This window comes from Cellulosimicrobium sp. BMG9.23, from assembly GCF_059159985.1.
On the sequence record NZ_JBZGBZ010000004.1, the window covers coordinates 325,934 to 352,274 of the forward strand.

The window sequence follows — 26,341 nt, forward strand, 5'->3', positions numbered from 1 at the left end:
CAGAACCCACAGACCATTCACTACGTCGCGGCTGCCTGCGCGCGACGTGCACGACGATCAGGAGAAACCGTGGCTGCCAACTGCGACGTCTGCGGCAAGGGCCCGGGCTTCGGGCACAGCATCTCGCACTCCCACATCCGCACGAAGCGCCGCTGGAACCCGAACATCCAGCGCGTCCGCGCCGTGGTGTCGGGTACGCCCAAGCGCCTCAACGTGTGCACCTCGTGCCTGAAGGCCGGCAAGGTCACGCGTCCTGCCTGATCGCGAGAACGCCTCCACGAAGCGCCCGTCGGCCCCGCCGGCGGGCGCTTCGTCGTCCCCGGCACGGGTCCGGCGTCCCTCCCTGGCCTCACCGGTTGCGGAGATCTCCTGGAGGTCGGGACAAACCGGTTTGGCGGAACCGCTGCCCGATGGCAGGCTTTGTCCATGGTCACGGAACTGAGCGAGGTAACCATCCGCCCCGCCGGGCCCGCGGATGCGAGCGCGATCGCCGCGGTGCACGTCGCGTCGTGGCGCGGTGCGTACGCCGGGATCGTGCCCGACGAGTACCTGGCCTCGCTCGACGTCGACCAGCGCGAGAAGCACTGGGTCGAGAGCCTCTCCACGCCGGGAGCGCGCACGTGGCTCGCGGACGCCGACGGCCGGACCATCGGGTTCGCGACGCTCGGCCCGAGCCGTGACGAGGACGCCGACGTCGGCGACCTCGAGATCTACGCCATCTACCTCGACCCCGAGTCCTGGGGGCGCGGCGTCGCGCGCGATCTCATGCGCACGCTGCTCGCCGACGTGCCCCCCGGCGTCGTGGTCACGCTCTGGGTCCTGGAGGACGCCGAGCGGGCCCGCCGCTTCTACCGGCGCCACGGGTTCGCGCCCGACGGCGTCGAGCGCCGCGACGACATCGGTGGCAAGGACCTCACCGCGGTGCGCTACCGCCGGGGCTGACGTCAGGCGCGGAAGTGGTCCCACCCCGTCGCGCGGTGCGGCTGCCCGCCGTCCAGCGTGACACCCGGCCCGGCGTGGTCCGGTTCCTGCACGGACCCGATCGCCCGGAACGGTGCCGGCAGGTCCGTGCCCGCCGGGAACGTCGCGAGCAGCGCGTGGTCCTCTCCCCCGCTGAGCACCCAGTCGTCGACGACGACACGCCACCCGTCCGTGCCCGCCGCCACGGCCTGCTCGCTGACGCCCTCCGCGGCGGCGACCAGCGCGGACCAGCGCAGCTCGGCGCGGTCCGGGTCGAGCGCCGACCCCGTGAGGTCGATCCGCACGCCGCTCGCCCGGGCGATGCGCCCTGCGTCGCGCAGCAGGCCGTCGGACACGTCCATCATCGCGGTCGCACCGGCGTCGGCGGCGCGCGGCCCGGCCGCGAGCGGAGGGTCGGGCCGCAGGTAGGCGTCCGTGAGAGGAGCCTCCGGGCGGCCGATCTCCAGCAGGTCCAGACCCGCCGCCGCTCGCCCCAGCGTGCCCGCGAGGGCGACCACGTCGCCCGGCCGGGCGCCGGAGCGCAGCACCGGCGCTCTGCCCTCGAGGTCGCCGTGCACCGTCACCGCCACGACGATCTGGTCACCACCTGACAGGTCTCCGCCGACGACGGCCGCACCGACCGGCGTGCACGCCGCGGCGAGCCCGCGCGCGAGCCCCGTCACCCAGTCGACGGGCAGGTCGCCCGGCATGACCAGCGACACGACGAGCGCGGCGGGCCGCGCCCCCATGGACACGACATCGGCGAGGTTCTGCGCCGCGGCCCGCCACCCGACGTCGTACCCGCTCGACCACCGGCGACGGAAGTGCCGGTCCTCGACGAGGACATCGGTCGACACGACGTAGCGGCCGTCGGGAGCGGCGACGACGGCGCAGTCGTCCCCTGGACCGACGATCGTCGTCGGCGCGGCGGGCAGGAGGGGGAAGATCCGGGCGAGGAGCGCTTCCTCGGTCACGTCGCGGACCAGCAGGGGCGTCTCGCTCACGCAGTCACCCTAGCCGTCGCACGAGCACCGGTCCGTTCACGAGGACCTCGCCGGGACGGCTACCGTGGTCGCGTGCTCGGAACCACCCCTGCCCGAACCGCCCCGCGTCCACGCGCCGGGCACCGTCGTCCGCGCCGCGCCGCACTGCTCCCGGTGGTCGCGGTCGTCGTGCTCTCCGCGAGCGCGTGCGCGCCCCGCATCGGCGTCCCCGTCGCCGACGACGCCGCGAACCCGCTGTGCGCGGACGTGGTCCTCGCCGTGCCGGACGCGCTCGCCGAGGACCTCCCGAAGGTCGGCACGACGAGCCAGGCGACCGCGGCCTGGGGCGAGCCCGGCGCGGCGGTGACGCTGCGCTGCGGCGTCGAGGTCCCCGGCCCCACGACGACCGCGTGCCAGAGCGTCGAGTCGACCTCGGGGACCGTCGACTGGCTCGTGGTCGAGGACGGCGAGGGCACGTGGACCTTCACGACCTACGGTCGCGACCCGGCGGTCCAGGTCGTCGTGCCGCCGGCCGTCGCCGCGAACCACTCGACGTCGTTCGTCGCCGACCTCACGCCCGCCGTCCTCGAGGTGCCGCAGACGCGCGCGTGCGTCGGCGCCGCCGACGCGGGCTGACGACACCGCGGTCCTCGGGGGTCCGGCGGGCCGGGGGCGGGAAGGCGCCGAGTCTTCCATCCGCCGCCTCGTTCCTCGGCGGCTCCCGCCAGACCCGCCACGACTCGGCGCCTTCCCGCCCCCGCCCCTCCTCGCTGGTCCGCTTGGTCCGCCCGCCCGCACGCCTCAGCGGAGGCCGGTGGGCCGTTCGAGGGCGAGCGCGATGAGCTCGTCGATGAGGTCGGGGTAGGCGAGGCCAGACCTCTCCCACATGCGCGGGTACATCGAGAACGGCGTGAAGCCGGGCATCGTGTTGATCTCGTTGACGACGACCTGCTCGTCGGCGGTCACGAAGACGTCGACGCGGGACAGGCCCTCGGCCCCGACGGCCTCGAACGTGCGCACGGCGACGTCCTGGACCTCGGCGACGACGTGCGGGGGCAGGTCGGCCGGGCACGAGAGCTCGACGCCGGCTTCGTCGAGGTACTTGGCCTCGAAGTCGTAGAAGGCGTGCTCCGCACCCGTGACGACGATCTCCCCGGGCAGCGACGCCCGGGGACGGGCGCCGTCGCGGCCGCCGAGCACGGCGCACTCGATCTCGCGCCCGACGACCCCGGCCTCGACGAGCACCTTGGGGTCGTGCCGCTGCGCCTCGGCGATCGCTGCCGGGAGGTCGGCGAGGTCGTCGACCTTGGAGATGCCGAGGCTCGAGCCGGCGCGGGCGGGCTTGACGAAGACGGGCAGGCCGAGGCCGGCCACGGTCTGCGTCCACGCGTCCGGGTTCCGATCGAACTCCCCCGGCCGGATCACGGTGTACGGCGCGACGGGCAGTCCCTGGCCGGCGAGGACGAGCTTCATGAAGTGCTTGTCCATGCCGACCGCGGACGCGAGCACGCCCGCACCGACGTAGCGCACGTCGGCGAGCTCGAGCAGGCCCTGAACGGTCCCGTCCTCGCCGTACGGCCCGTGGAGCAGCGGGAAGACGACGTCCACCTCGCCGAGCTCGCGCGGGATCTCGCCCGGTGCGAGCACCCGCACGCCCCGACGGTCCGTCGCGAGCGGGAGCACGACGTCCTCGCCGGTCGCCTCGACCTGCGGCAGCCGGCCGTCGGTGATCTCCCAGCGCTCGGGCTCGTCGGCGGCGAGGACCCAGCCGCCGTCGGGCGTGATGCCGACGGGGACGACGTCGTACCGCGAGCGGTCGATCGCGCGCAGCACCCCCGCGGCGGTCGCGGCGGAGATGGCGTGCTCGCCGGATCGTCCGCCGAAGAGGAGCAGGACGCGCACCTTGCGGGGCGTGCTGGGGGTCGCGGCCGGAGCAGGCTCGGGCTCGGCGCTGTGCGGGGAGGGCTGCTGGCTGGACATCGCGGACGACCCTACCGGACCGGCGCCCCGCAGCCCTGCGCACCCTCGGGCACGCGACCCGGCGGCGCCGGGAACGAATCGCACGCCCCCCGCGTTGGGGTCGTTCGTGGAAGACATGACTCTCGAGGCCCCCGCGGCCGACGACCCCGACCATAGTCCCGGCCGCACCGGCCCCGGCGACAGGACGCGACACCGCGTCCGTGACGACCGGAGGACGGTGCGGGCCCGGTGATGACCTTCCTGTCTCTCCTCCTCGGACTCCTCGTGGTCCTCGCGATCACCGCCGCGACGGCGTACTTCGTCGCCCAGGAGTTCGCCTACATGACCGTCGACCGGTCCCGTCTCGGCGCGAAGGCCGCCGCAGGCGACGAGACGGCGCGGCGCGCGCTCGCGGTCACCCGTCGGACCTCCTTCGTCCTGTCCGGCGCCCAGCTCGGCATCACGGTGACCGGCCTTCTCGTCGGCTACGTGGCCGAGCCCCTGATCGGCGAGTCCCTCGGCACCATGCTCGGCGGCGTCGGCGTCCCGAGCGGTGTGGGCGTCGTGGTGGGCACCGTCCTCGCGCTCGTGCTGTCGACCATCATCCAGATGCTCTTCGGCGAGCTCGTCCCGAAGAACCTCGCGATCGCGCGGCCCGAGCCGCTCGCGCGGGGCCTCGCCCGGTCCACGACCGCCTACCTCACGGTGTTCGGCTGGCTCATCGCGGTGTTCGACAAGGCGTCGAACGCGCTCCTGCGCCTGCTGAAGATCGAGCCCGTGCACGACGTCGACAGCACCGCCACGGCGCGCGACCTCGAGCACATCGTCGCGGAGTCGCGCGAGAGCGGCGACCTGCCCGACGAGCTCTCGGTGCTCCTCGACCGGATCCTCGACTTCCCGCAGCAGGACGTCGAGCATGCGATGATCCCGCGCTCGCGCGTGGGGACGGTCCGTCCGGAGGCGACGGTGGCCGAGGTGCGCGAGCTCATGGCGCACGCGCACACGCGCTACCCCGTCGTCGACGACACGGACCAGCCCCTCGGCGTCGTCCAGCTCGCCGACCTGCTCGCCACCGACCTGCCCGACGACGCCCTGGTCACCGCGCTCATGCGCCCCGCCGTCGTGCTGCCCACCGTGATGATGCTCCCGGACGCGCTCGCGCAGCTCACGAGCACGCACAACCAGCTCGCGTGCGTGATCGACGAGTACGGCGGGTTCACCGGCGTGCTGACGCTCGAGGACCTGGCGGAGGAGGTCGTCGGCGAGATCACCGACGAGCACGACCCCGAGCAGCCCGTCACTGTCACGGCCGAGGACGACGACGTGTGGATCATGGGCGGTGACGTCCATCTCGACGAGGCGGAGCGCGCCATCGGTCACGACCTGCCGCGGGGTGACCACGAGACCGTTTCCGGCCTGCTCATCGCGCAGCACGGGGCGCTGCCGCGGGCCGGCGAGACCATCGAGGTCCCGCTCCCCCTCGACCCGGCCGACCTCGTCCACGACGAGCCGGTCACCCGCAGGCTCGTCGTCGACGTCCTGTCGGTCGAGCGCCACGTCCCGCACCTCGTGCGGGTGCGGCTCGAGGAGCACCGCGGCCACGACCGCGACGACAGACCCACGACCGCCGCGGACCCGCAGGCGACCGCCGAGGAGGAGACCCGATGAGCAACCCCGGGGTCGTCGTCGCGGCGACCGTCGCGATCATCGCGCTCAGCGCGTTCTTCGTCGCCGTGGAGTTCGCGCTCCTCGGCGCCAAGCGGCACCGTCTCGAGGACGCCGCGGCCACGAGCCCCGCGGCCCGGGCGGCGCTGCGCAGCTCCAACGAGCTGACCCTCCTCATGGCGGGCGCCCAGCTCGGCATCACCGCGTGCACCCTCGCGCTCGGCGCGATCACGAAGCCGGCCGTGCACCACTGGCTCACGCCGGTCTTCGAGACGTGGGGTGCGCCGCTGTGGCTCGCCGACGTCGCGGGCTTCGTGCTCGCGCTGATCATCGTGACGTTCCTGCACCTCGTCATCGGCGAGATGGCGCCGAAGTCGTGGGCGATCGCCCACCCGGAACGGTCGGCGACGCTGCTCGCGCTGCCGATGCGCGGCTTCATGTGGGCGTTCCGCCCGCTCCTGCGCTGGCTCAACGCGCTCGCCAACCGGTGCGTGCGCGCCGTCGGCGTCGAGCCCGTGGAGAACGTCGAGGCCGGTGGGCAGGACCCGGCGACGCTGCGCCACCTCGTCGAGCACTCGGCGAACGTCGGGGCGCTCGAGGCGTCGTACCGGGTGCAGATCTCCGGTGCGCTCGAGCTCGAGACGCTCACGGTGGACGCGCTCGTCCCGGACGGCGCCGCGCCGACGTCGGTCCCCTCGGACGCCACGGCGTCCGACGTGCGCGCCGCGTCCGCCCGGTCCGGGCACCTGCGCATCCTGCTCCAGAACGGCAGCGCCGTCCCGCGCGTCGTCCACGTCCGGGACACGCTGCTCGAGCCGGACGACCTGCCCGCTCGCGCGCTCACCCGGCCGGGCTTCGTGCTCGAGTCCGGCACGACGGTGCACGCTGCGCTCGCGCGCATGCGCGAGTCGAGCGAGCAGCTCGCGATGGTCATGGACGGCGACCGGTTCGTCGGGGTCGTGACCCTCGCCGACGTGCTGCGCCGGATCCTCCCGCACCCGGAGGAGCCGACCGCGGTGCTCGTCTCCTGACGCGACGGAAGGAGCGATACGCAGGGCCCTGACGGTCTCGGACCGCCGGGGCCCTGCGTCGCGCAGGCCGACACGCCCCGTTCCTCTTGACGCGGGAAAACCCTTTCCTTAGCCTGCGAGGAGTCGTGCACACCGACGTGCACGACCTGACAGGAGAAGCGGACCTCGGCGGCACCGGACGGACGTGGCGACGCGCACGCGACCCGGACGACCGTGGCGCGGCGGTGCGCACCCTCCGACGAAGTGGAGCAGACGATGACGTCTACGCAGTCGAGACGGCGAGGCAGAGCGGTCCTCTCGCTCTCCCTCGCGACCGTCCTGGGGGCGACCCTCCTCGGGCCGCCGGCGGCCGCCGAGGTGGCCGACGAGGAGTTCAGCGAGATCCTCAGCTTCGAGACCTACGAGCGCAGGGCGCTGACGGGCCAGGACGGGTGGTCGGCCTCCACGGCCGCCCAGGTCGTCGCCGACCCGCTCGACGCGAACAACCAGGTCCTCGAGATGGTCGGCGGCGGCCAACGAGCCCACCGGGCCGTCCCGGGGATCGCCGACGGTGACACCGGCACGGTGTTCTTCCGGTTCATGCGCTCGGGCAGCGTCGACACGTCGTTCGGCATCACGGACGTCGACGCGCCGTCCGACTACGTGAACAGCCGCGCCTACGTCAACAACCAGAACAACGACGTGATGCTCGTCCGCGACGGCGGGTCGTTCAAGCCCGCCGGCGTGTGGTCGCGCGACACGTGGCAGTGCGTGTGGGTGGTCGCCGACAACGCGACGGACAAGGTCGCCGTCTACAGCCAGGGCGGACCGTACGAGGAGATCACCCGGCTGCCCGAGGGGACCGAGCAGCAGTTCGGCTTCCGCCAGGCCGTGACCGGGGCCCTCGACCGGTTCTTCTGGATCAACGGCGCCAGCAGCGCGGGACGGCTCATGCTCGACGACGTCGCCGTCGACACCGCGGGCGAGAACCTGGCGATCCCGACGGGCAACCCCGCGGACTGCGCCGCCGGTGGGACGACACCGAGCGAGCCGCTGCTCAACCCGCTGCCCGACCCCACCCCCTCGGCCCTGGGCATCGAGGTCACCGAGCTGGCCCAGCTCCCGGAGTCGACGACGACGCCCGCGACCCAGGACCAGCGCCTGGTGCGGCACAACCGCATCACCCACCTCGACGAGGTGCCCGACGGCTCGGGCCGTCTCGCCGTCCCGGACATGAACGAGGTCCTCTACCTCGTCGACAAGGAGACCGGCGAGCACGTCGCGTACCTCGACGTGCGCGATCGGTTCGTCGACAACTTCCACAACCACGCCGGGCTCGGCACGGGCTTCGGCTTCGTCGAGTTCCACCCCGAGTTCGCGACGAACGGGAAGTTCTACACCGTGCACACCGAGGCCGGCACCGCGCTGACCGAGGACACCCCGGACTTCCCCGGCTTCGGCAACACCGCGTTCCACAGCGTGATCACCGAGTGGACGGCGACGGACCCGGCCGCGGAGGTCTTCGAGGGCACGAGCCGCGAGGTCCTGCGCGTGCCGTTCGCCGGGCGTGTGCACACCGTCCAGCAGATCGCCTTCAACCCGACCGTCGAGCCGGGCGACCCGGACTACGGCACCCTCTACGTCCTCGTGGGCGACGGGGGCAACGGCGTCGGCAACGGCAACCCGCAGGACCTGGCCACCCCGCAGGGCAAGATCCTGCGCATCGACCCGCTGGGCGACGACAGCACCAACGGCCAGTACGGCATCCCCGCGGACAACCCGTTCCTCGGCACCCCGGGCGCACTGCCCGAGATCTACGCCGTCGGCATGCGCGACCCGCATCGCATCAGCTGGGACCCCGAGGGCGACCACACGATGTACCTCGGGCACATCGGCGAGTGGCAGGTCGAGTCGGTCTACGCCGTCGAGCCGGGCGACAACTTCGGCTGGTCCGTCCGCGAGGGACCGTTCCTGGCGGAGAACCGGCAGATCTTCCCCCTGCCCGCGGACGACGCGGAGAACGGCTTCACGTACCCCGTGGCCGCGTACGACCACAACCGCGACCCGGGCCAGACCGGTGACGCGGGCGTCGCGCTCAACGGCGGCTTCGTCTACCGCGGCGACATCCCCGAGCTGCAGGGGCGCTACCTGTTCACCGACCTGGTGCGCGGCTGGGTGCTCGCGACCGAGCAGGACGAGATGGTCCGCAGCGACGGCGATCTCGCGGACCTCGCAGAGATCGAGCACCTCCGCGTGTTCCACGACGGCGAGGAGACGACCTTCCAGGAGCTTGTCGGCGACCAGCGCGTCGACCTGCGGTTCGGCTCCGACGCCGACGGCGAGCTGTATCTCGTCTCGAAGGCCGACGGGAAGATCTGGAAGGTCACGGGTGCCCGGCACGCCGGCGCGTCGTCGCCGGTCGCCCTGCCGGAGCTCGCACCGAACCTGGTCGCCCACTACGACTTCGACCACCCGGCCGAGGGCGCTCCCACCTGGGAGGCCGACCAGGGGTGGTCGGGGACGAACATCGAGCTCGTCAACGGCGGTGTCGAGATGCGCGTCGCAGACCGGGCCTACCCAAGTGCGGGCGAGGCGCTGCAGACGCAGCAGATGAGCCCGCTCACGTCCTCGAACGACGACTGGAATGCCGGGGTCTACGACGCCGCGGGCGTCGACTCGCTCGGGGCGTTCGCCGGCACCGACGAGATCTCGGTCTTGGGCTGGTTCAAGCCGACGGGCGAGCACCCAGCACTCAACTCGGGCACGACGAACCCCGACGACCGCTACAACGCGATCGGCCTCGCCGGTGTCCTCACGGGCACGTCCGACGGCCACGCGGTGCGCGCGCTGCTCGAAGTCATCACGGTCGACGGCGAGCTCAAGCTCGTCGCGCTCGGTCGCCGGGTCGACGGCGCGGGGTCCTGGACGTTCGCGGCCGACCTGCCGTGGGACCAGATCCTCGAGCGCAACCGCTGGGTGCACCTCGCCGCGACGTTCGACTTCGCGGGCGGCGAGATGCAGCTCTTCATGAACGGCGAGGAGCTCGCCGGCGAGTACACCGCCGCCAACCCCTGGGGTGCGGGAGCCACGTCCCCGACCGACCCGGCCGGCATCAAGATCGGGGGCAGCTTCCCGCAGGACACGCGTGAGGCCAACCCGTTCAGCGGCCGCATGGACGACCTGATGTTCCTCGACACGGTCCCGACGCCGGAACAGGTCGCGGCCCAGTACGCGCTGTTCGGGGCCGAGCCCGTGGAGCCGCCCGCGCCGCCGTCGTGCGCACCGGCGGGCGAGCAGGTCACCGACGTCATGGGTGCCGAGAGCTGGGCTCCCCGGACGCCGGCCAAGTGGCAGTTCCCGGGCGAGGAGATCGTGCTCGCGGAGGCCGGGGACAACCCGAACGACGGGATCCGCCGTCCGTTCGAGTACGCCGTCCTCACCGAGGGGCCCGAGCTGGGCTCGTTCGCGCTGGATGCCCAGGTCCGGCTCGACGCTCCGGCGTCCGTGAACAACCGGGACGTCATCGTCGTGTTCGGGTGGCAGTCGGACACGGAGTACTACTACGCGCACCTCTCGCAAGACAACACGATCTACGCCCACAACGGCATCTTCAAGGTCGACGGCAAGGACCGGGAGCGGATCGACGACCAGTGGGACGGGGCGGTCGGAGCACCGCCTGCGGTCACCGACGAGGAGTGGCACGACGTGCGCGTCGTGCGCTGCGCGGACAGCGGCGACATCGCCGTCTACGTCGACGGGCTCGACGACCCGCTCCTCACCGCGAACGACACGACGTTCACCGAGGGTCGCGTCGGGTTCGGCTCGTTCGACAACACCGGCCGCCTGCGCGACCTCACGGTCACGGCGGCCGAGGAGCCGGCCGAGATCGAGCTGGACGTCCAGGTGTCGCCGCGCTGCCTCGGCGGTCGCACGTACCTCGCGGTCGCCGCGACGAACGCGAGCGACGTGCCGGCGGACGTGACGCTCTCGACGGCGTTCGGCAGCCGGACGGTCGCGGACGTCGCACCCGGAGTGTCGGCCTACCAGTCCTTCGCGGTCCGCGCGCCGTCCCTCGCGGCCGGGTCGGTCACGGTCCTGGCCGAGGCTGTCGTCGACGGCGAGGAGGTGTCGTCGGAGGTCGTCGTGGAGCACGGCGCGCACTCCTGCGGGTGAGCGCCGTGGCCTGACGTGAGGGGGTGTGCGCGGGTGCCCGCGCACGCCCCCTTCGTCGTGGGCCGGCCCGGGGTCAGCCGCGGTCGGCCGGGGGCGCCGTCGAGTCGCGCACGACGAGCGCGTGACCCGTCGACCGGCGGCGGGGCCGGGCCGACGGCGGTCGCAGCGCCAGCTCGAGGGCGGCCGCACCGATCTCGGTCATGGGCAGTCGCACCGTCGTCAGGGCCGGCGCGAGGTCCTGGGCCACCTGGATGTCGTCGAAGCCCGTCACGGACATCTCGCGCGGTACGGCGGTGCCGCGCTCGCGCAGGACGGAGAGCACGCCGGTCGCCATCGCGTCGTTGAGCGCGAGGATCGCCGTGGTGCGGGGGTGGTCGTCGAGCAGGCGCTGCGTCGCCTCGCGGCCGCCCTCCCGGGTGAAGGGTGCGTGCGCGACGGCGAGCCCGTCGGGGTCGAGACCGTGGCGCGCGGCGGCCGTCCGGATGCCCGCGAGCCGATCGGCCATCGTGGTCAGGTGCGCCGGGCCCGCCGCGACCGCGAGGCGGCGGTGGCCGAGCCCCAGGACGTGCTCCGCGATGCTCTCCCCGGCGGCCTCGTTGTCGGGCAGCACGGCGTCGCACCGCAGGCGGTGCCGCCCGACGACGACGACGCGTCCGCCCGACTCCTCGAACGCGGCGAGCTCGCGGCCGGACTCGTCCTCCATCGTGGGGTCCACGTAGCCGGACCCGGCGAGGACGATGGCCCCGACCCGGTGCGCGCGCAGGAGGCGGATCTGCGCCACCTCCGCGGCGGGCTCGCGCTCGGTATGGCTGATCTGCACGCTCCACCCGTGCTCGCCCGCGACGCGCACCACGCCGCTGGCGATCTCGGCGAAGTAGGGGTCGCCGATCTCGTACACGATGAGGCCCGCGACCGACGTCCTCCCGCCGGCGAGCGTGCGCGCGTGGAGGTTCGCGACGTAGCCGAGCTGCGTCGCGACGGTGCGGACGTGCGCCGCGACCTCCTCCGAGACGCCGACGCTGCCGGAGAGCGAGCGCGACGCGGTCGCCAGGGAGACGCCTGCGCGCTCCGCCACGTCGACGAGCCGCGGCGCGCTCCGGTCCCGGACCGGACGACCCTCTCCCCGCACAGCCACTCCGATCGTTCGTGGGCCGACCTGGGCTGACCTAGGCCGACCGAGGCCAACCGCCGCGGCGACACCTCGTTATGACGCTTGCCACAAGCGCTGACGACAGCGTACTGTGACGAAAGCGCTTACGAAAGCGCTTCCGTACACAGAGGTACGGGTGAGTTCCTCACTACGACGAGGTAGGGAGATCCAGTCCATGTCTTCACGGTTGCCCTCACGTACCGCCCGCCGACGCGCACTCGCCGTCGCCGCCGGCCTGTCCACCACGGCGCTGGTCCTGACCGCCTGCTCCGGCGAGGGAGGCGGAGACGGAGGCGGCGGGTCGGAGGACGACCCGATCGTCGTCGGCATCTCGCTCCCCCTCACCGGCGACTTCTCCGAGCCGGGCAAGGGCGTGCAGCGCGGGTACGAGGCCTGGGCCCAGTTCGTCAACGAGGACGGCGGGCTTCTCGGCCGTCAGGTCGAGCTGAAGGTCCTCGACGACCAGTCGAACGCCGACCGCGTCGTGCAGGACTACGAGGCGCTCATCGCCCAGGACGAGGTCGACCTCGTCTTCGGCCCGTTCTCGACGCGGCTCGTGGTGCCGAGCGCGCGCGTCGCCGAGGAGTACGGGATGCTCTACGTCGAGCCGGCGGGTGCGGCCAACGAGGTGTTCGAGCAGGGGTTCGAGAACCTCTTCTACGCCGCTCCGGCCATCGCCGACGACCACTACAACTACCTCGCGGACCACATCCTCGACATGCCCGAGGGCGAGCGCCCGCAGACCGTGGCCGTCGCCGCCATGGACGACCCGTTCGCCCAGGGCACCGCGTACGGCCTGCGCGACAAGCTCGCCGACGCGGGCCTCGACATCGTGGTCGACGAGGTCTACCCGCCGAACACGACCGACTTCTCGTCGATCGCCGCGAAGATCAGCGACTCCGACGCGGACATGGTCATCGGGGGCACGCAGTACCAGGACGCGGTCAACCTCATCGTGGCGCTGCAGCAGCTCGGCTACCAACCCGACCTCGCGGCGTTCTCGACGGCGCCCACGAACCCCGAGTTCGCCTCGGCCATCGGCTCCAAGACCGAGGGCATCCTCTCGCCCACCGGGTATACCGAGACCGCGACCTGGCCCTCCAACGTCGACTTCGTCGAGCGGTACACGGAGCTGCACGGCAACCCGCCCGGCGAGGACGAGGCCAACGCCTACACGACCGGCCAGGTCGTCGCGGCGGCCGTCGAGGCCGTCGGCTGCGCCGAGCAGGGCGACTGCCAGCAGGAGCTCATCTCCTGGCTGCGGACCAACGAGGTCGAGACCGTCGTCGGCCCGCTGACGTGGGACGAGACGGGCAAGCCGCAGGGCGCCCACCTCATCCAGCAGTACGTTGACGGCCAGATCCAGATCGTCCTCCCCGAGGACACCAAGGAGGCCGACTTCATCTACCCGAAGCCGGCCTGGTGATCACCTCGTGACGCTCACACTCGCCTTCCAGAGCCTCGTGCTCGGCGTGCTGCTGGGAGGGCTCTACGCCCTCCTGGCAGCGGGCCTCACCCTCTACTTCGGCGTGATGCGCGTCGTGATGATCGCCCACTCGGCGTTCCTCATCCTCGCCGCGTACCTCGCCTGGTTCTTCAACCAGCAGACCGGGATGGACCCGCTCCTGTCCCTGGTCGTCACGGTGCCGCTCTTCTTCCTCGTGGGCGTGGGCATGCAGCGCCTGCTCATCACCCGGCTGCGGCCCGCGACGCTCACGATGATGTCCGTCCTGCTGACGTTCGCCGTCGCGCTCTTCATCGAGGGCATGATCGGCTTCGTCTGGAGCGGCACCCAGCGACGCATCCAGCTCCCGTACTCGGGGTCGAGCATCGAGTTCTTCGGGGCGCGGATCGCCGTCGTGAAGCTCGTCGCGTTCGGGCTGGCCGCCCTCGCGCTGGCCCTGCTGTACGTCCTCATGAAGCACAGCCGGTTCGGCCAGGCGCTGCGCGCCACGATCCAGCACCGCGAGGCGGCGCAGCTCGTCGGCATCAAGACGGACCGCGTCGCGGGCTTCGGCTTCGGTCTGGGCCTCGCCACCGCGGCGATCGGCGGGACCGCGCTGTCGCTCGACGCGACCATCTACCCGTCGCTCCACTGGCACTGGATCGGGCCGCTCATGGCGATCATCGTCGTCGGCGGCCTGGGCTCGATCCCGGGTGCCGCCGTCGCGGCGATGGTCCTCGGCATCGGCCAGAGCCTGCTCCAGGTGCCGCTCGGCACGACGTGGGCGCAGACCATCTTCTACGTCGCCCTCTTCGCGACGCTGATGCTGCGGCCCCAGGGATTCTTCGGAGGTCGCCTTGCGCAACGCTTCTGACACCCGTCCGGCACGTGCTCCCGGGGGCGCGGGAGCCACCGGCACACGCACCCCGGTGCCCGACGGCGCCGGCCCCGCCGCCGCTCCCGCCTCACCGACCGCTCGGCGACCGTGGGGTCGCGTCGCCCGCCTCGCCGCGCTCGTCGTGGGCGTCGTCCTCGTCCTCGCGTTCCCCGCGATGGCGCCCAACGCGTACATCCTGTCGGCGGGCATCGTCGTCGCGAGCTACGCCTGCACGGCGACCGCCTGGAACTTCATGGGCGGCTTCACGGGCTATGTCTCGCTCGGGCACGCGGCGTTCTTCGGCCTCGGCGCGTACGGCACGGGCATCCTCATCCGGGACCTGGGCATGCCGAGCTTCGTCGCCTGGCTCCTCGCCGGCGTGATGGTCCTGCTCATCACGATCCCGCTCGGCATCGCCGCACTGCGCGTGCGCGGCGCGTCGTTCGTCATCGTGTCGATCGCGTTCGTGCTCATCCTGCTGCTCGTGTTCCAGGCCTGGGGATCGTTCACCGGCGGCTCGGACGGCCTCGTCGTCCCGCGCCCCTTCCCCGACCTGCTCCGGCCCGAGCACCACCGCGTGTTCTTCTACCTGTTCGCCGCGCTCCTCGCGGTCATGCTCCTCGCCTGGTGGGCCATCGACCGCTCCCGCTTCGGCACCGGCCTCAAGGCCGTGCGCGAGGACGAGGACAAGGCGCAGGCCCTCGGCGTCCCGACGCGCAACTACAAGCTCGTCGCGTACGTCGTCTCGGCCACCTTCACCGGCCTCGCCGGCGGCATGTACGCCCTGTGGTTCGGCGACCTCGACCCGATCTTCCAGTTCTCGATCATGCTGGGCTCCTACATGGTGCTCATGGCGCTCTTCGGTGGCGTCCGGCACCTCTACGGCCCGCTCCTCGGCGCCGTCGTCGTCGGTTTCGGCCTCGAGTTCTTCAAGCTCGAGTTCGGCGACACCCAGTTCCACCTCGTCGCCACCGCCCTGCTCCTCGGCGTCGTCGTCCTGTTCATGCCGGACGGGATCATCCCCGCGGCCCAGTCGCTCCTCAAGCGCCTCGGCCCCCAGGACTCCTCGATCCGCGAGATGACCGCGGCCGACCTCCTCGAGCACAACCGCGCCGCCGCGGCGAGCCCTTCCGAGGGTGACCCGAAACCCGGAGGCGCACCGGACGCCGTCGGGCACCAACCCCGGCACGCGGAAGGTGCCGTGCCCACCGAGGGCCCGGGAGAGGACGAGGGGCCGCGTCGTGGTGGGTCTGGCGGGAGCGAGCGAGGAACGAGCGAGCGGATGGTAGACGCGGCCCCTCGTCCTCGGACGGGCCCGGACGCGACCACCCCGCCCGCGACCACCCCGACCACTCCCACCACCAAGCCCGCGACGACTCCGACCGAGGAGGACGACCGATGACGGCGACGACCGCACCCCCGACCACGCGCAACCTCGAGACCGTCGGCCTCTCCAAGTCCTTCGGCGGCGTCCACGCCGTGCGCGACGCCACGGTGACGTTCCAGCACGGGAAGATCAACGCGCTGATCGGCCCGAACGGCTCGGGCAAGACGACGTTCTTCAACTGCGTGACGGGCATGATCAAGCCGGACTCCGGCACGGTGACGTTCCGCGGCGAGGACATCACGCGCAAGGCGCCGCACAAGATCGCGCGGGCGGGGATCGGGCGCAGCTTCCAGCTGTGCCGGATCTTCCCGCGCATGACGGTGCTCGAGAACATGCTCGTCGCGGTCCGCCGGACGCGCGTGCGCGAGCTCCTCGCGGGCGCGCGCAACGCGGAGGAGATCGACAAGGCGCGCGCGCTGCTCGTACGCGTCGGCATCGACCACCTGGAGAACGCCGAGGCGCGCAACCTGTCCTACGGGCAGCAGAAGCTGCTGGAGCTCGCGGGCGTCCTCATGGGCGACCCGGACACGATCATGCTCGACGAGCCCGCCGGCGGCGTGAACCCGGCGCTCATCGGGCGGATCGGGACGCTCGTGCAGGAGCTCAACGCCGAGGGCAGGACGTTCCTCGTCGTCGAGCACAACATGGACATGGTCATGAGCCTGTCCCACCACGTCATCGTGTTCGACCGGGGCCGGCCCATCGCCGAGGGCTCCCCCGCCGTCGTGCAGTCCGACCCGCGAGTCCTGGAGGCCTACCTTGGTGTCTGAGCCGACCCCCGCAGCGGGGGCGCAGCAGGAGTACCTCCTCGAGCTGGACGACATCCAGGCCGGCTACGGCCGCGCGGCGATGGTCCTGCGCGGGCTGACGATCAAGGTCCCGGCGTCGACGGTCGTGTGCCTCGTCGGCCCGAACGGGGCCGGGAAGTCGACGGTGCTCAAGGTCGCGAGCGGGCTGCTCAGGCCGCGGTCGGGGCGCATCCTCGTCGGCGGTCAGGACGTCACCGGGCAGGGTCCGCAGGAGATGCTCTCGTCCGGGCTGGCGCACGTGCTCCAGGGGCACAGCGTGTTCCGCGAGATGACGGTGGCGGAGAACGTGCTGCTCGGTGCCTACACGCTGCGCGACAAGCAGCAGGTCGCGGAGCGGGTGGCGTTCGTGCAGGACCTCTTCCCGATCGTCGGCGAGCGGTGGAAGCAGCTTGCCGGCCTGCTCTCGGGAGGGCAGCAGAAGCAGGTCGAGTTCGCGCGCTCGCTCATGGTGAGCCCGCGGGTCGTGCTGCTCGACGAGCCGTCCATGGGGCTGGACCCGAAGACCACGGCCACGGTGTTCGAGCAGGTCGTGCGGATGCGCGACGCGGGCGTCGCCGTCCTGCTCGTCGAGCAGAACGCGCGCCGGGCGCTCGAGACCGCCGACATCGGGTGCGTCCTCGACCTCGGGCGCGTCCACATCACCGGCCCGGCGCCCGAGCTCCTCGCCGACCCCCAGCTCTCCGAGCTCTACCTCGGCGGGCGCCCGGGCGAGCGCGCGGCGTCGGCGAACGGGTGAGCACCGCCGCCTGACGGCGGGCCGACGTACGGTGGGCGTGGCCGGGTCCTCCCGGCCACGCCCGCCGCCGTCCCACCGACCCGAGGACCACGATGCCCAGCCCCGTCCCGTTCGCCCCCGCCCGCCGTCTGCTCGACGACGACCTCCTCGAGACCGTCCGCTCGCGCGCCGCCGGGTACGACCGCGACAACGCGTACTTCGCCGAGGACCTGGCGGACCTCACCGCCGCGGGCTACCTGCGCGCTCTCGTCCCGGAGTCGTTCGGCGGCGCGGGCCTCGGCCTGCGCGAGACGGCGCGCGAGCAGGCGCGCCTCGCGGGCGCCGCTCCCGCGACGGCGCTCGCCGTGAACATGCACCACGTGTGGACGGGCGTCGCGCGGTACCTCCACGTGCGCGGGGACTCGTCGCTCGACTGGCTGCTCGAGGAGGCGGGACGCGGCGAGGTGTTCGGCTTCGGCTACTCCGAGGCGGGCAACGACCTCGTCCTGCTCGGGTCGCGCACCGAGGCCCGGCCCGACGGCGCGGGCGGCTACACGTTCCACGGGCGGAAGATCTTCACGTCCAACTCCCCGGGCTGGACCCGCCTCGGCGTCCTCGGTCTCGACGCGGGGTCCGACGACAGGCCCGACGACGGCCCGCACCTCGTGCACGCGTTCCTGGACCGGGACGCGGGCGGGATCGAGATCCTCGACGACTGGGACACGATGGGTATGCGCGCGTCGCAGTCGCGCTCGACGGTGCTCGACGGCGCTCCGGCACGCGCCGACCGGGTGGTCCGTCGGATCCCGCCCGGCCCGACGCTCGACCCGCTCGTCGTGGGCATCTTCACGACGTTCGAGACCCTGCTCGCGGCCGTGTACACGGGGATCGCCGACCGGGCGCTCGAGCTCGCGATCGCGGCGGCTCGGCGCCGGACGTCGATGAAGAACGACGGCGCGCCGCTCGCGCAGGACCCGGACATCCGGTGGCGCCTCGCTGACGCGGCGCTCGCGCTCGACGGCGTGTGGCCGCAGATCGACACGGTCGCGGGCGAGCTCGACGCCCTCGTCGACCGTGGCGCGGGCTGGTTCCGCGCGACGGCGGGCCTCAAGGTGCGCGCGACGGAGACGGCGAAGCACGTCGTCGACCAGGCGGTGCGCGTCGCGGGCGGGTCGAGCTACTTCGCCGGCAACGAGCTCGGGCGCCTCTACCGCGACGTGCTCGCAGGCCTGTTCCACCCGTCCGACGACGAGTCCGCCCACTCGACGATCGCCCAGTCGCTGCTGGGCCCCCTCGACTGACCCGGCTCGCGTGAGCCGCCCCGCCTGAGCCGGGACGACATGGTCGGCAACTGGTCGCCCGGGGCACGGGACTACCCGCGCGGCGTAGCCTGCCGCCATGACCTCGCACGACCTGCCCGACGCCGTCCCGCCCGCCCCGCACGACGCCGCCCCGCACGACGCCGCCCTGCAGGGCCCGGCCTTCTCCCCCGCGACCCTCGTGGTCGCCGCAGGTCGGCCCGCGCGGGCGCAGGGCGCACCCGTCAACCCGCCCGTCGTGCTGTCTTCGACCTACGTCTCGCAGGGCGTCCAGCAACCCGGCGAGCTCCTGTACGCACGCATGGACACCGAGACGTGGCACCCGTTCGAGGAGGCGCTCGCCACGCTCGAGGGTGCCGGCCGTCCAGCGGTCGCCTTCTCGTCGGGGATGGCGGCGATCGCCTCCGTCTTCTCGTTCGTCCCCGCCGGAGGGGTCGTCGTCGTCCCGCGGCACGCGTACCAGGTCACGCTCGGCTTCGCGGACGACCTCGCGCAGCGCGCTGGGGTCGAGGTCCGGCGCGTCGACGTCGCGGACACCGACCAGGTCGTCGCGGCGCTCGACGGCGCGTCGCTCCTCCTGGTCGAGTCGCCCACCAACCCCATGCTCGAGGTCGCGGACCTGCCGGTGCTCCTGGCCGCCGCCCGTGAGCGCGGCGTGCTGACCGCCGTCGACAACACGTTCGCGACGCCGCTCGGCCAGCGCCCGCTCGACCACGGCGCCGACCTCGTCGTGCACTCCGTGACCAAGTACCTCGCCGGTCACTCCGACGTCGTCCTCGGCGCGGTCGTGGCCTCCACCGACGAGCTGGCCCAGCGCGTGCGCGCGTACCGCACGCTGCACGGCGCGATCCCCGGACCGTTCGAGGTCTGGCTCGCCCTCCGCGGCCTGCGGACCCTCGCCCTGCGTGTCGAGCGCTCGCAGACGAGCGCGGCGGAGCTCGCGCGCCGCCTCGCCCACCACCCCGGCGTCGCGGAGGTCCGGCACCCGAGCCTGCCCGACGACCCGGGGCACGAGCGCGCCGCGCGGCTCATGACGGGCTTCGGGTCGATCCTCGGGGTCCGGCCGGTCGGCGGCGCCGAGGGCGCGGACGCCGTCGTCGCGGCGGTGCGCCTCTGGGTCCCCGCGACGAGCCTCGGGGGCGTCGAGTCGAGCCTCGAGCGTCGGCGCCGGTTCGCGACGGAGTCCGTCACCGTCCCCGAGGACCTGCTGCGGCTGTCGGTCGGCATCGAGGACGTCGAGGACCTGTGGCGCGACCTGGACGGGGCGCTGCGCTCAGCGCGCGGCTGACGGCCGCCCCTCGGCGGGCGGCCCACCGAGGGGCACGACCGACGGGCCGTCCGGCCGCTCCTCGGCAGGCACGTAGAACACGCCCTGCTCCAGGTCGACGTCGAAGGGTCGCCCCTCCGCGGGCCGCTGCACGATGTCGAGACGCTGCCGCTCCTTCTCCTCGGTCACGTGCGTCCGGCTCGGCTGGAAGATCTCGACGATCTCGCCGAACATCCCCGACCCGGCGCTCTCGCCGTGCTCCGCCTCGCGCCGTGCCCGCGCCTCCTTGCCGGAGGCGAAGCGCTCGATGCCGACGACGAGCAGCGCGAGGACCACGAGCGTCACGAGGATGCCCGCTGCCTGCGTCCCGAGCTGCGCGATCATCTCGTCACCCTACCGAGACCGGACCGCCGTCGGAACGTCGCCGAAGCGTGTCCGGACCGTCGCGCGGGCGTGACCGACCCTTCCTAGGATCGGGGGATGACGACGACGAGGCGCGCGAGCAGGGCCAGGTCCACCCCCGTCATGGCGACGGCGACGGCCGCAGTGCTCGCCCTCACGCTCGCCGCGTGCTCCACGGACGGCGGGACCGACGACGACGCGACGCCGACGGAGACTGCGACGAGCGAGACGCCGAGCCCGACCGAGTCCTCCGAGCCCCCGACCGAGGCCCCCACCGACGACCCGACCGTGCCCGCCGACGAGTCGTCCGACGCGCCCGTGCCGTTCCCCGCGAACACCGAGCCCGACGTCCAGGAGCCCACGGCCGGGGCGCTGCTCACCGTGACCGACATCCGGATCGGCCACCACGACGGGTACGACCGCGCGGTGCTCGAGCTCGGCGGGACGGGCATGCCCGGCTGGCGGGTGGAGTACGTCGACCGGCCCGTCGGCGACGGGAAGGGCGACGTCGTCGAGGTGGACGGTGACGTCTACCTGCAGGTCATGATCTCTGGCTCCGGCTACCCCATGGACACGGGCGTCGAGGAGTACTCCGAGCCGAACCCGGTCGAGGGGGGCGACGACGGCGTGATCGAGGAGGTGCGGCTCCTCGGCGTCTTCGAGGGCTACACGCAGGCGTTCGTCGGGGTCGACGGCGAGCAGCGGCCGTTCCGCGTGTTCGCGCTGGAGAACCCGACCCGGGTCGTCGTCGACGTGCGCGACGACGGCTGACCTCCCGGGGCTCAGCGCTCCGCGGAGACCCCCTCGGCCTTCTGGGGCCGTGACAGCAGCCCGCGCGCCATCTCGTCGACGGGCATGCCCTCGTGCAGCACCGCGACGACGCCCGCCGTGATCGGCATGTCGACCCCGACCTTCTGCGCGAGCTCGAGGACCGAACGGCACGACTTGACGCCCTCGGCGGTGCCACCGGTCGCGGTGACCGCCTCGTCGAGCGACATGCCCTGCCCGATGTGCTTGCCGAGCGTGTGGTTGCGCGACAGCGGCGAGGAGCACGTCGCGACGAGGTCGCCCATGCCGGCCAGACCGGAGAACGTCTCGGCCTCCGCGCCGAGGGCGAGCCCCAGTCGCGTGATCTCGACGAGACCGCGCGTGATGACCGTGGCCGTGGTGTTCCAGCCGAAGCCGCGGCCCTGCGCGATGCCGACCGCGAGCGCGATGACGTTCTTCACCGCACCGCACAGCTCGACGCCCACGACGTCGTGGTTGGTGTACGGGCGGAAGTACGACGACGAGCACGCGCGCGCCACGAACCGCGCGACGTCCTCGTCGACGCTCGAGACGACCGTCGCGGTCGGCTGCCGGTGCGCGATCTCGCGCGCGAGGTTCGGTCCGGACACGACGGCGACGCGCTCCGCCGGGAGGCCGAGCGACTGCGCGACGACCTCGCTCATGCGCTGGTCGGTGCTGAGCTCGACGCCCTTCATGAGCGACACGGCGACGGCGTCCGGTTCGACGAGCGGGCGCAGCTCCTCGAGCGTGGCGCGCGCGACCTGCGACGGGATCGCGACGACGACGAGCCCCGCGCCCCTGAGCGCCTGTGCGGCGTCCGTGGTCGCGGCGATGCCTGCGGGCAGGTCGATCCCGGGCAGTCGCTTGTCGTTGCGCCGCGCGGCGTTCACCTGCTCGACGACGTCGGGGTCGCGGCCCCACAGGCGGACCTCGCACCCGGCGTCGGCCAGGACCGCGGCGAACGTGGTGCCCCAGCTGCCGGACCCCAGGACGGCGGCGACCACGGGGGCCGCAGACGGCGCGACGGGCTCGACGGCGTTCACCGGTGCTTCTCCGAGCCGGGGTTCTTGCGCATGTCGAAGCGCTCAGCGGGCGCCTTCTCGCCGCGGACCTGCTCCACCTGCGCGGTGATCGCCGCCATGATGCGATCCGTCGCCTCGCGCAGCGTCGCCGTGTCGTGCGGGCGGTCGTACAGGTCGGAGAGGTCGACGGGCGTCCCCGCGTGCACGGCGACGCGCTTGGGCGGGACCGGCTTGACGACCTTGCCGTACGGGGCGAGAAGCTGCTCAGCCCCCCACTGGCCGATCGGCACGACGGGAGCGCGGCTCGTCAGGGCGAGGCGGGCGACGCCGGTCTTGCCGACCATCGGCCAGCCGTCGGGGTCGCGCGTGAGAGTGCCCTCGGGGAAGAAGACGACGCACTCGCCGCGCTCGAGCTGCGTGGTCGAGTCGACGAGAGACTGCGCGGCCCCGGCGGTGCCGCGGTGGACGGGGATCATCCCGGTCCGGGTGAGGATGCCGCCGAGCACGGGCACCTTCCACAGCGACGCCTTCGCCGTGATCTTGGGCGCCCTCCCCTGGTCGTAGAGGAAGTGCGCGAGCGTCACCGGGTCGATCTCGGTGACGTGGTTCGCGACGGCGATGAAGCCGCGGTCGGGCAGGTTCTGGGCCCCCTGCCAGTCCCGTCGGGTGATCGCGAAGAGCAACGGGCGCAGGAAGAACGCGACGACGCGGTACGCGCGCGGGATGGGTGGTGGCAGGCTCGGCACGAGCACCGAGCCTACCGGGCGCCCGGGTGGCCTCTGCCGGAGTCCGTCCGCCGGCCTCAGATCCACCCGTGCCGGCGGGCGACGTGGACCGCCTCGTGCCGGTTCGCGGCGCCGAGCTTGGCGGCGGCCGACGAGAGGTAGTTCCGCACGGTCCCCGGTGCGAGGTGGGCGCGCGTCGCGATCTCCTCGACGGGCGCGCCGTCCGCCGCGAGCTCGAGGACGTCCGCCTCGCGCGGGGTCAGCGGGCTCTCGCCCGCGGCGATCGCCTCGGCGGCAAGCTCGGGGTCGACGTACCGGCCGCCGTCGTGCACCTGGCGCACGACCTCCGCCAGGACCCGCGACGAGACGGTCTTGGGCAGGAACCCGCGTGCGCCCGCCTCGAGCGCGCGCTTGAGGTAGCCGGGCCGTCCGTGGCTCGTGACGATCACCACGCCGCAGCCCGGCAGCTCGGTGGCGAGCCGCTCCGCGACCTCGACGCCGTCGAGGCCGGGCATCTGCAGGTCGAGCACCGCGACGTCGGGCGTGTGCTTGAGCGCGGTCGCGACCGCCTCGGGTCCCGACGCCGCCAGGGCCACGACCGCGAGGTCCTCCTCGAGACCGAGCAGGGACGCGATCGCGTCGCGGATGAGGTTCTCGTCGTCGGCGAGCAGGATGCGGATCACGAGCGTGGGGCCCTCTCGGTGGCGGGGAGCGTGCGGGGTGCGGACGAGGTCCCGGGAGGCGGGCCGCCGTCGTCGGGCACGCGGGCCACGAGGCCGAACCTGCCTTCCTCGCTCCACGTCTGGAGCTCGCCGCCCGCGGCGGCGAGCCGCTCCCCCAGACCGGTGAGCCCGGAACCGCTGCGCCGCACGGCGCCGGGCGAGACGCCGTCGTTGACGATCTCGACGACGCCGTGGGAGTCCGTGCGGTGCAGCGTGATCGTGCACGTGCCCGCGGACGAGTGGCGCACGACGTTCGTCACGCCCTCGCGCACGGCCCAGGCGAGCGCCTCCTGCGCATGCTCGCCGATCACGGTCTCCTCGCCGTGGACGACGGTCTCGACGCCGGCGGACCGCAGGACGGACCGGGCGCCGGCCATCTCGGCCGCGAGGTCGGCGGACCGGTAGCCGGCGACGACGGCGCGCACCTCGCGCAGCGCGTCCTGGGCGATGCGGCGCACCTCGAGCATCTGCTCCTCGGCGCCGGGGCGGCCGCGCGCGGCGAGCTCGGCGGCGAGCTCGCTCTTCACCGCGACGACCGAGAGCGTGCGGCCGAAGACGTCGTGCAGGTCGCGCGAGAAGCGCAGGCGCTCCTCGGCGACGGCGAGCCGCGCGTGCAGGACCCGGTTGCGCTCCTGCTCCCACACGACGCCGAGCATCCAGACCGACGCGCGGTACGAGCCGAACATCGCGACGAGCATGATGGCCACGGACAGGGCGAGGCCCACCGCCATCCCCACGGTCGTCGGCGTGATCGGTCCCGTGCCGATCCAGATCGAGCAGCCGGCGACCACGGCGAGGCCGAGCGCGAGGACGACGAGCCGGCGGAAGGTGAGGGCCGGGACGAGCGCGAGGGCACCGTACGCGATGCCCACGAGCATCGCGTAGTACCGCGCGCTGGCCGCGACGTCGTCGGGACCGCCGACAGGGAACGTCCAGAACGCGACCACGCTCACCGCGAGCGTGAGCACGCCGAGCGCCCCCAGGAGCACGGGGCGGACGGGGGGACCGCCGAGGAAGTGGGTCAGCCCGGCGCGCAGGCTCACGATGCACACGACCGTGTGCGCCAGGACCAGGAGCAGCCAGACACGCATGGCCTCGACGGTGAACGACGTGTCGATGCCGACGAGGGCGAGAGCCGCGAGCGGCTCGGACGCGGACAGCAGGTACAGGGTCCAGCGCGTGTACGTGTCGAACCGCTCGGGCGCGGTCCGCCGGGACCACACCTCGAGGAAGGTCCGGGGTCGGGTTCTCACGGTGACCAGCCTGTCACGGTGTGCGGCGCGCACGCCGTGACAGGCGTCATGAGGTCCCGGGTCGCCCGTGCGACGTGGAGCCGGCCGCGCGGGAACCGGGCGGAGCGATCAGCCGCGCGACACGTCCGCGCCGAGCGCGGCGAGCTTGTCCTGGAAGTTCTCGTAGCCGCGGTCGATGAGGCTGATGCCGCGGACCGTCGAGGTGCCCTTCGCGGCGAGCGCCGCGATGAGGTGCGAGAACCCGCCGCGCAGGTCGGGGACCTCGATGTCGGCGGCGGCGAGCGGCGTCGGGCCGGAGACCACGGCGGAGTGGTGGAAGTTGCGCTGCCCGAACCGGCAGTCACGACCGCCCAGGCACTCCTTGTAGACCTGGATCGTCGCGCCCATGCCGCGCAGGGCGTCGGTGAAGCCGAAGCGGTTCTCGTAGACCGTCTCGTGCACGATCGACAGGCCCTTCGCCTGGGTGAGCGCGACGACGAGCGGCTGCTGCCAGTCGGTCATGAAGCCGGGGTGCACGTCCGTCTCGAGCACGATCGGGTTCAGGTCGGCGCCCGGGTGCCAGAAGCGGATGCCGTCGTCCTGGACGTCGAAGCGCCCGCCGACCTTCCGGAACGTGTTGAGGAACGTCATCATCTCGGGCTGCGTCGCGCCCTTGACGGTGATGTCGCCGCCCGTGGCGAGCGCCGCGGACGCCCAGGAGGCCGCCTCAATGCGGTCGCCGAGCGCGGTGTGGGTGTATCCCTCGAGGCGGTCGACGCCCTCGATGCGGATGACGCGGTCGGTGTCGACCGAGATGATCGCGCCCATCTTCTGCAGGACGGCGATGAGGTCCATGATCTCGGGCTCGATCGCGGCGTTGGCCAGCTCCGTGATGCCCTCGGCGCGCACGGCCGTGAGCAGGGTCTGCTCGGTCGCGCCGACCGACGGGTACGGCAGCGCGATCTTCGTGCCCTGCAGGCGGCGCGGCGCGCGGATGTGGATGCCGTTCTCGCGCTTGTCCACGACCGCGCCGAACTGGCGCAGGATGTCGAGGTGGTAGTTGATCGGCCGGTCGCCGATCCGGCACCCGCCGAGGTCGGGGATGAAGGCCTCGCCGAGGCGGTGCAGCAGCGGGCCGCAGAAGAGGATGGGGATGCGGCTCGACCCGGCGTGGGCGTCGATGTCGGCGACGTGTGCCGACTCGACGTTCGAGGGGTCGAGGTCGAGGATGCCGCCGTCCGGGTCGGCCTTGACCGCGACGCCGTGCAGCTCGAGCAGCCCCGTGACGACGCCGACGTCGCGGATCTGCGGCACGTTGCGCAGGACGCTCGGCGACTCGCCCAGGAGCGACGCGACCATCGCCTTGGACACGAAGTTCTTCGCGCCGCGGACGGTGATGGTGCCGTCCAGGGGGGTGCCACCGTTCACGTACAGCACGTCGTTCATCAGCTCAGGTCGCCCTCTCGACAGCGGGGTGTTCCACGGGCCCGAGGTCGGGCCCTGGTGCGCCAACGCGGGGCACCCGGAGATTATTCACCCCCGCGGGTGCGTACGACACCGCTGACAGCCCGCAGCGCCCGATCGCCCGGCGACCCTCCACAGGACCGCCACACCGGCAGACGCGATCCTCGACACCCGGTGTTCACCGAGTCTTCCGTTCCAGGTCCGGCGGTCTCGTAATTCCCGGTCACCTTCGCGGGCTGTGATTCCGGTATCGCCAGTCGCGATACC

At 72.9% G+C, this 26,341-nt stretch carries 23 protein-coding genes; 14 read left to right on the forward strand and 9 right to left on the reverse strand.

The genetic code is table 11. The features are described from left to right. The first annotated feature begins 69 nt into the window (after nt 1-69). Nucleotides 70-261 (forward strand): 50S ribosomal protein L28, encoded by a 192-nt coding sequence (gene rpmB / locus AC4H2G_RS08125; protein ID WP_251151694.1) that lies wholly within the window; start codon nt 70-72, stop codon nt 259-261. Between the two features lie 165 nt (nt 262-426). Continuing rightward, nucleotides 427-942, forward strand: coding sequence for a GNAT family N-acetyltransferase (locus tag AC4H2G_RS08130; protein ID WP_494365245.1), 516 nt, complete (start codon nt 427-429; stop codon nt 940-942). 2 nt (nt 943-944) lie between these two features. On the opposite strand, the gene AC4H2G_RS08135 is transcribed toward AC4H2G_RS08130, so the two are convergent. Continuing rightward, entirely contained in the window at nt 945-1,964 is a 1,020-nt protein-coding gene (locus tag AC4H2G_RS08135; protein WP_494365246.1) for a thiamine-phosphate kinase, read from the reverse strand. A 72-nt stretch (nt 1,965-2,036) separates the two neighbouring features. Between AC4H2G_RS08135 and AC4H2G_RS08140 the strand changes: the two genes are divergently transcribed. Next, complete coding sequence (locus AC4H2G_RS08140) at nt 2,037-2,579, forward strand: DUF3515 family protein (RefSeq protein WP_494365247.1); 543 nt, start codon at nt 2,037-2,039, stop codon at nt 2,577-2,579. Nucleotides 2,580-2,744: 165 nt separating this feature from the next. Here AC4H2G_RS08140 and AC4H2G_RS08145 read toward each other — a convergent pair whose 3' ends face one another. After that, complete coding sequence (locus tag AC4H2G_RS08145; protein ID WP_494365248.1) at nt 2,745-3,923, reverse strand: D-alanine--D-alanine ligase family protein; 1,179 nt, start codon at nt 3,921-3,923, stop codon at nt 2,745-2,747. Nucleotides 3,924-4,154: 231 nt separating this feature from the next. On the opposite strand from AC4H2G_RS08145, the gene AC4H2G_RS08150 reads away from it, so the two are divergent. The 3 genes from AC4H2G_RS08150 to AC4H2G_RS08160 all read left to right on the forward strand — a co-directional run bounded on the left by AC4H2G_RS08150 (nt 4,155) and on the right by AC4H2G_RS08160 (nt 10,750). After that, nucleotides 4,155-5,570, forward strand: a complete 1,416-nt coding sequence (locus tag AC4H2G_RS08150) for a hemolysin family protein (RefSeq protein ID WP_494365249.1) — start codon at nt 4,155-4,157, stop codon at nt 5,568-5,570. Further along, on the forward strand, nt 5,567-6,598 hold the full coding sequence (locus tag AC4H2G_RS08155) for a CNNM domain-containing protein (protein WP_494365250.1): 1,032 nt from the start codon (nt 5,567-5,569) through the stop codon (nt 6,596-6,598). Before AC4H2G_RS08150 ends, AC4H2G_RS08155 begins: the two co-directional genes overlap by 4 nt. 255 nt (nt 6,599-6,853) lie before the next feature. Beyond that, a complete protein-coding gene (locus tag AC4H2G_RS08160; RefSeq protein ID WP_494365251.1) occupies nt 6,854-10,750 on the forward strand; it encodes a PQQ-dependent sugar dehydrogenase in 3,897 nt (1,298 codons plus the stop codon). A 73-nt stretch (nt 10,751-10,823) separates the two neighbouring features. On the opposite strand, the gene AC4H2G_RS08165 is transcribed toward AC4H2G_RS08160, so the two are convergent. Beyond that, nucleotides 10,824-11,885, reverse strand: a complete 1,062-nt coding sequence (locus tag AC4H2G_RS08165) for a LacI family DNA-binding transcriptional regulator (RefSeq protein ID WP_494365252.1) — start codon at nt 11,883-11,885, stop codon at nt 10,824-10,826. 190 nt (nt 11,886-12,075) lie between these two features. On the opposite strand from AC4H2G_RS08165, the gene AC4H2G_RS08170 reads away from it, so the two are divergent. From AC4H2G_RS08170 to AC4H2G_RS08200, 7 genes are all read left to right on the forward strand, one after another. Further along, nucleotides 12,076-13,326, forward strand: coding sequence for an amino acid ABC transporter substrate-binding protein (locus tag AC4H2G_RS08170; protein ID WP_494365253.1), 1,251 nt, complete (start codon nt 12,076-12,078; stop codon nt 13,324-13,326). 7 nt (nt 13,327-13,333) lie between these two features. Then, a complete protein-coding gene (locus tag AC4H2G_RS08175) occupies nt 13,334-14,218 on the forward strand; it encodes a branched-chain amino acid ABC transporter permease (protein ID WP_494365254.1) in 885 nt (294 codons plus the stop codon). Nucleotides 14,219-14,273: 55 nt separating this feature from the next. Then, nucleotides 14,274-15,623, forward strand: coding sequence for a branched-chain amino acid ABC transporter permease (locus tag AC4H2G_RS08180; protein WP_494365255.1), 1,350 nt, complete (start codon nt 14,274-14,276; stop codon nt 15,621-15,623). Next, nucleotides 15,620-16,378, forward strand: a complete 759-nt coding sequence (locus AC4H2G_RS08185; RefSeq protein WP_435736440.1) for an ABC transporter ATP-binding protein — start codon at nt 15,620-15,622, stop codon at nt 16,376-16,378. The genes AC4H2G_RS08180 and AC4H2G_RS08185 overlap by 4 nt, the downstream gene beginning before the upstream one ends. Beyond that, nucleotides 16,371-17,153 (forward strand): ABC transporter ATP-binding protein, encoded by a 783-nt coding sequence (locus AC4H2G_RS08190; RefSeq protein ID WP_494365256.1) that lies wholly within the window; start codon nt 16,371-16,373, stop codon nt 17,151-17,153. Before AC4H2G_RS08185 ends, AC4H2G_RS08190 begins: the two co-directional genes overlap by 8 nt. A gap of 92 nt (nt 17,154-17,245) precedes the next feature. Further along, the gene (locus AC4H2G_RS08195; protein ID WP_494365257.1) at nt 17,246-18,433 is read left to right on the forward strand and encodes an acyl-CoA dehydrogenase family protein; all 1,188 of its coding nucleotides are present in this window, start codon (nt 17,246-17,248) and stop codon (nt 18,431-18,433) included. 97 nt (nt 18,434-18,530) lie between these two features. After that, nucleotides 18,531-19,739: a trans-sulfuration enzyme family protein gene (locus tag AC4H2G_RS08200; RefSeq protein WP_494365258.1), complete on the forward strand. Its 1,209-nt coding sequence runs from the start codon at nt 18,531-18,533 to the stop codon at nt 19,737-19,739. Here the strand turns inward: AC4H2G_RS08200 and AC4H2G_RS08205 are convergent. Continuing rightward, a complete protein-coding gene (locus tag AC4H2G_RS08205) occupies nt 19,725-20,102 on the reverse strand; it encodes a hypothetical protein (protein WP_494365259.1) in 378 nt (125 codons plus the stop codon). The two genes, AC4H2G_RS08200 and AC4H2G_RS08205, sit on opposite strands and share 15 nt — an antisense overlap. Nucleotides 20,103-20,198: 96 nt before the next feature. Here AC4H2G_RS08205 and AC4H2G_RS08210 point away from each other — a divergent pair, with 96 nt between their 5' ends. Continuing rightward, the gene (locus AC4H2G_RS08210) at nt 20,199-20,891 is read left to right on the forward strand and encodes an AMIN-like domain-containing (lipo)protein (RefSeq protein ID WP_494365260.1); all 693 of its coding nucleotides are present in this window, start codon (nt 20,199-20,201) and stop codon (nt 20,889-20,891) included. A gap of 11 nt (nt 20,892-20,902) precedes the next feature. Here AC4H2G_RS08210 and AC4H2G_RS08215 read toward each other — a convergent pair whose 3' ends face one another. From AC4H2G_RS08215 to murA, 5 genes are all read right to left on the reverse strand, one after another. Next, nucleotides 20,903-21,952: an NAD(P)H-dependent glycerol-3-phosphate dehydrogenase gene (locus AC4H2G_RS08215; RefSeq protein WP_494365261.1), complete on the reverse strand. Its 1,050-nt coding sequence runs from the start codon at nt 21,950-21,952 to the stop codon at nt 20,903-20,905. Then, the gene (locus AC4H2G_RS08220) at nt 21,949-22,677 is read right to left on the reverse strand and encodes a lysophospholipid acyltransferase family protein (RefSeq protein ID WP_494365262.1); all 729 of its coding nucleotides are present in this window, start codon (nt 22,675-22,677) and stop codon (nt 21,949-21,951) included. Before AC4H2G_RS08220 ends, AC4H2G_RS08215 begins: the two co-directional genes overlap by 4 nt. A gap of 56 nt (nt 22,678-22,733) precedes the next feature. Further along, nucleotides 22,734-23,339 carry a response regulator gene (locus AC4H2G_RS08225; RefSeq protein ID WP_494365263.1) on the reverse strand — a complete coding sequence of 202 codons (606 nt, stop codon included), beginning with the start codon at nt 23,337-23,339 and terminating at the stop codon, nt 22,734-22,736. After that, entirely contained in the window at nt 23,336-24,631 is a 1,296-nt protein-coding gene (locus AC4H2G_RS08230) for a sensor histidine kinase (RefSeq protein WP_494365264.1), read from the reverse strand. Before AC4H2G_RS08230 ends, AC4H2G_RS08225 begins: the two co-directional genes overlap by 4 nt. Nucleotides 24,632-24,739: 108 nt before the next feature. Continuing rightward, nucleotides 24,740-26,056 (reverse strand): UDP-N-acetylglucosamine 1-carboxyvinyltransferase, encoded by a 1,317-nt coding sequence (gene murA / locus AC4H2G_RS08235; protein ID WP_494365265.1) that lies wholly within the window; start codon nt 26,054-26,056, stop codon nt 24,740-24,742. Nucleotides 26,057-26,341 lie beyond the last annotated feature (285 nt).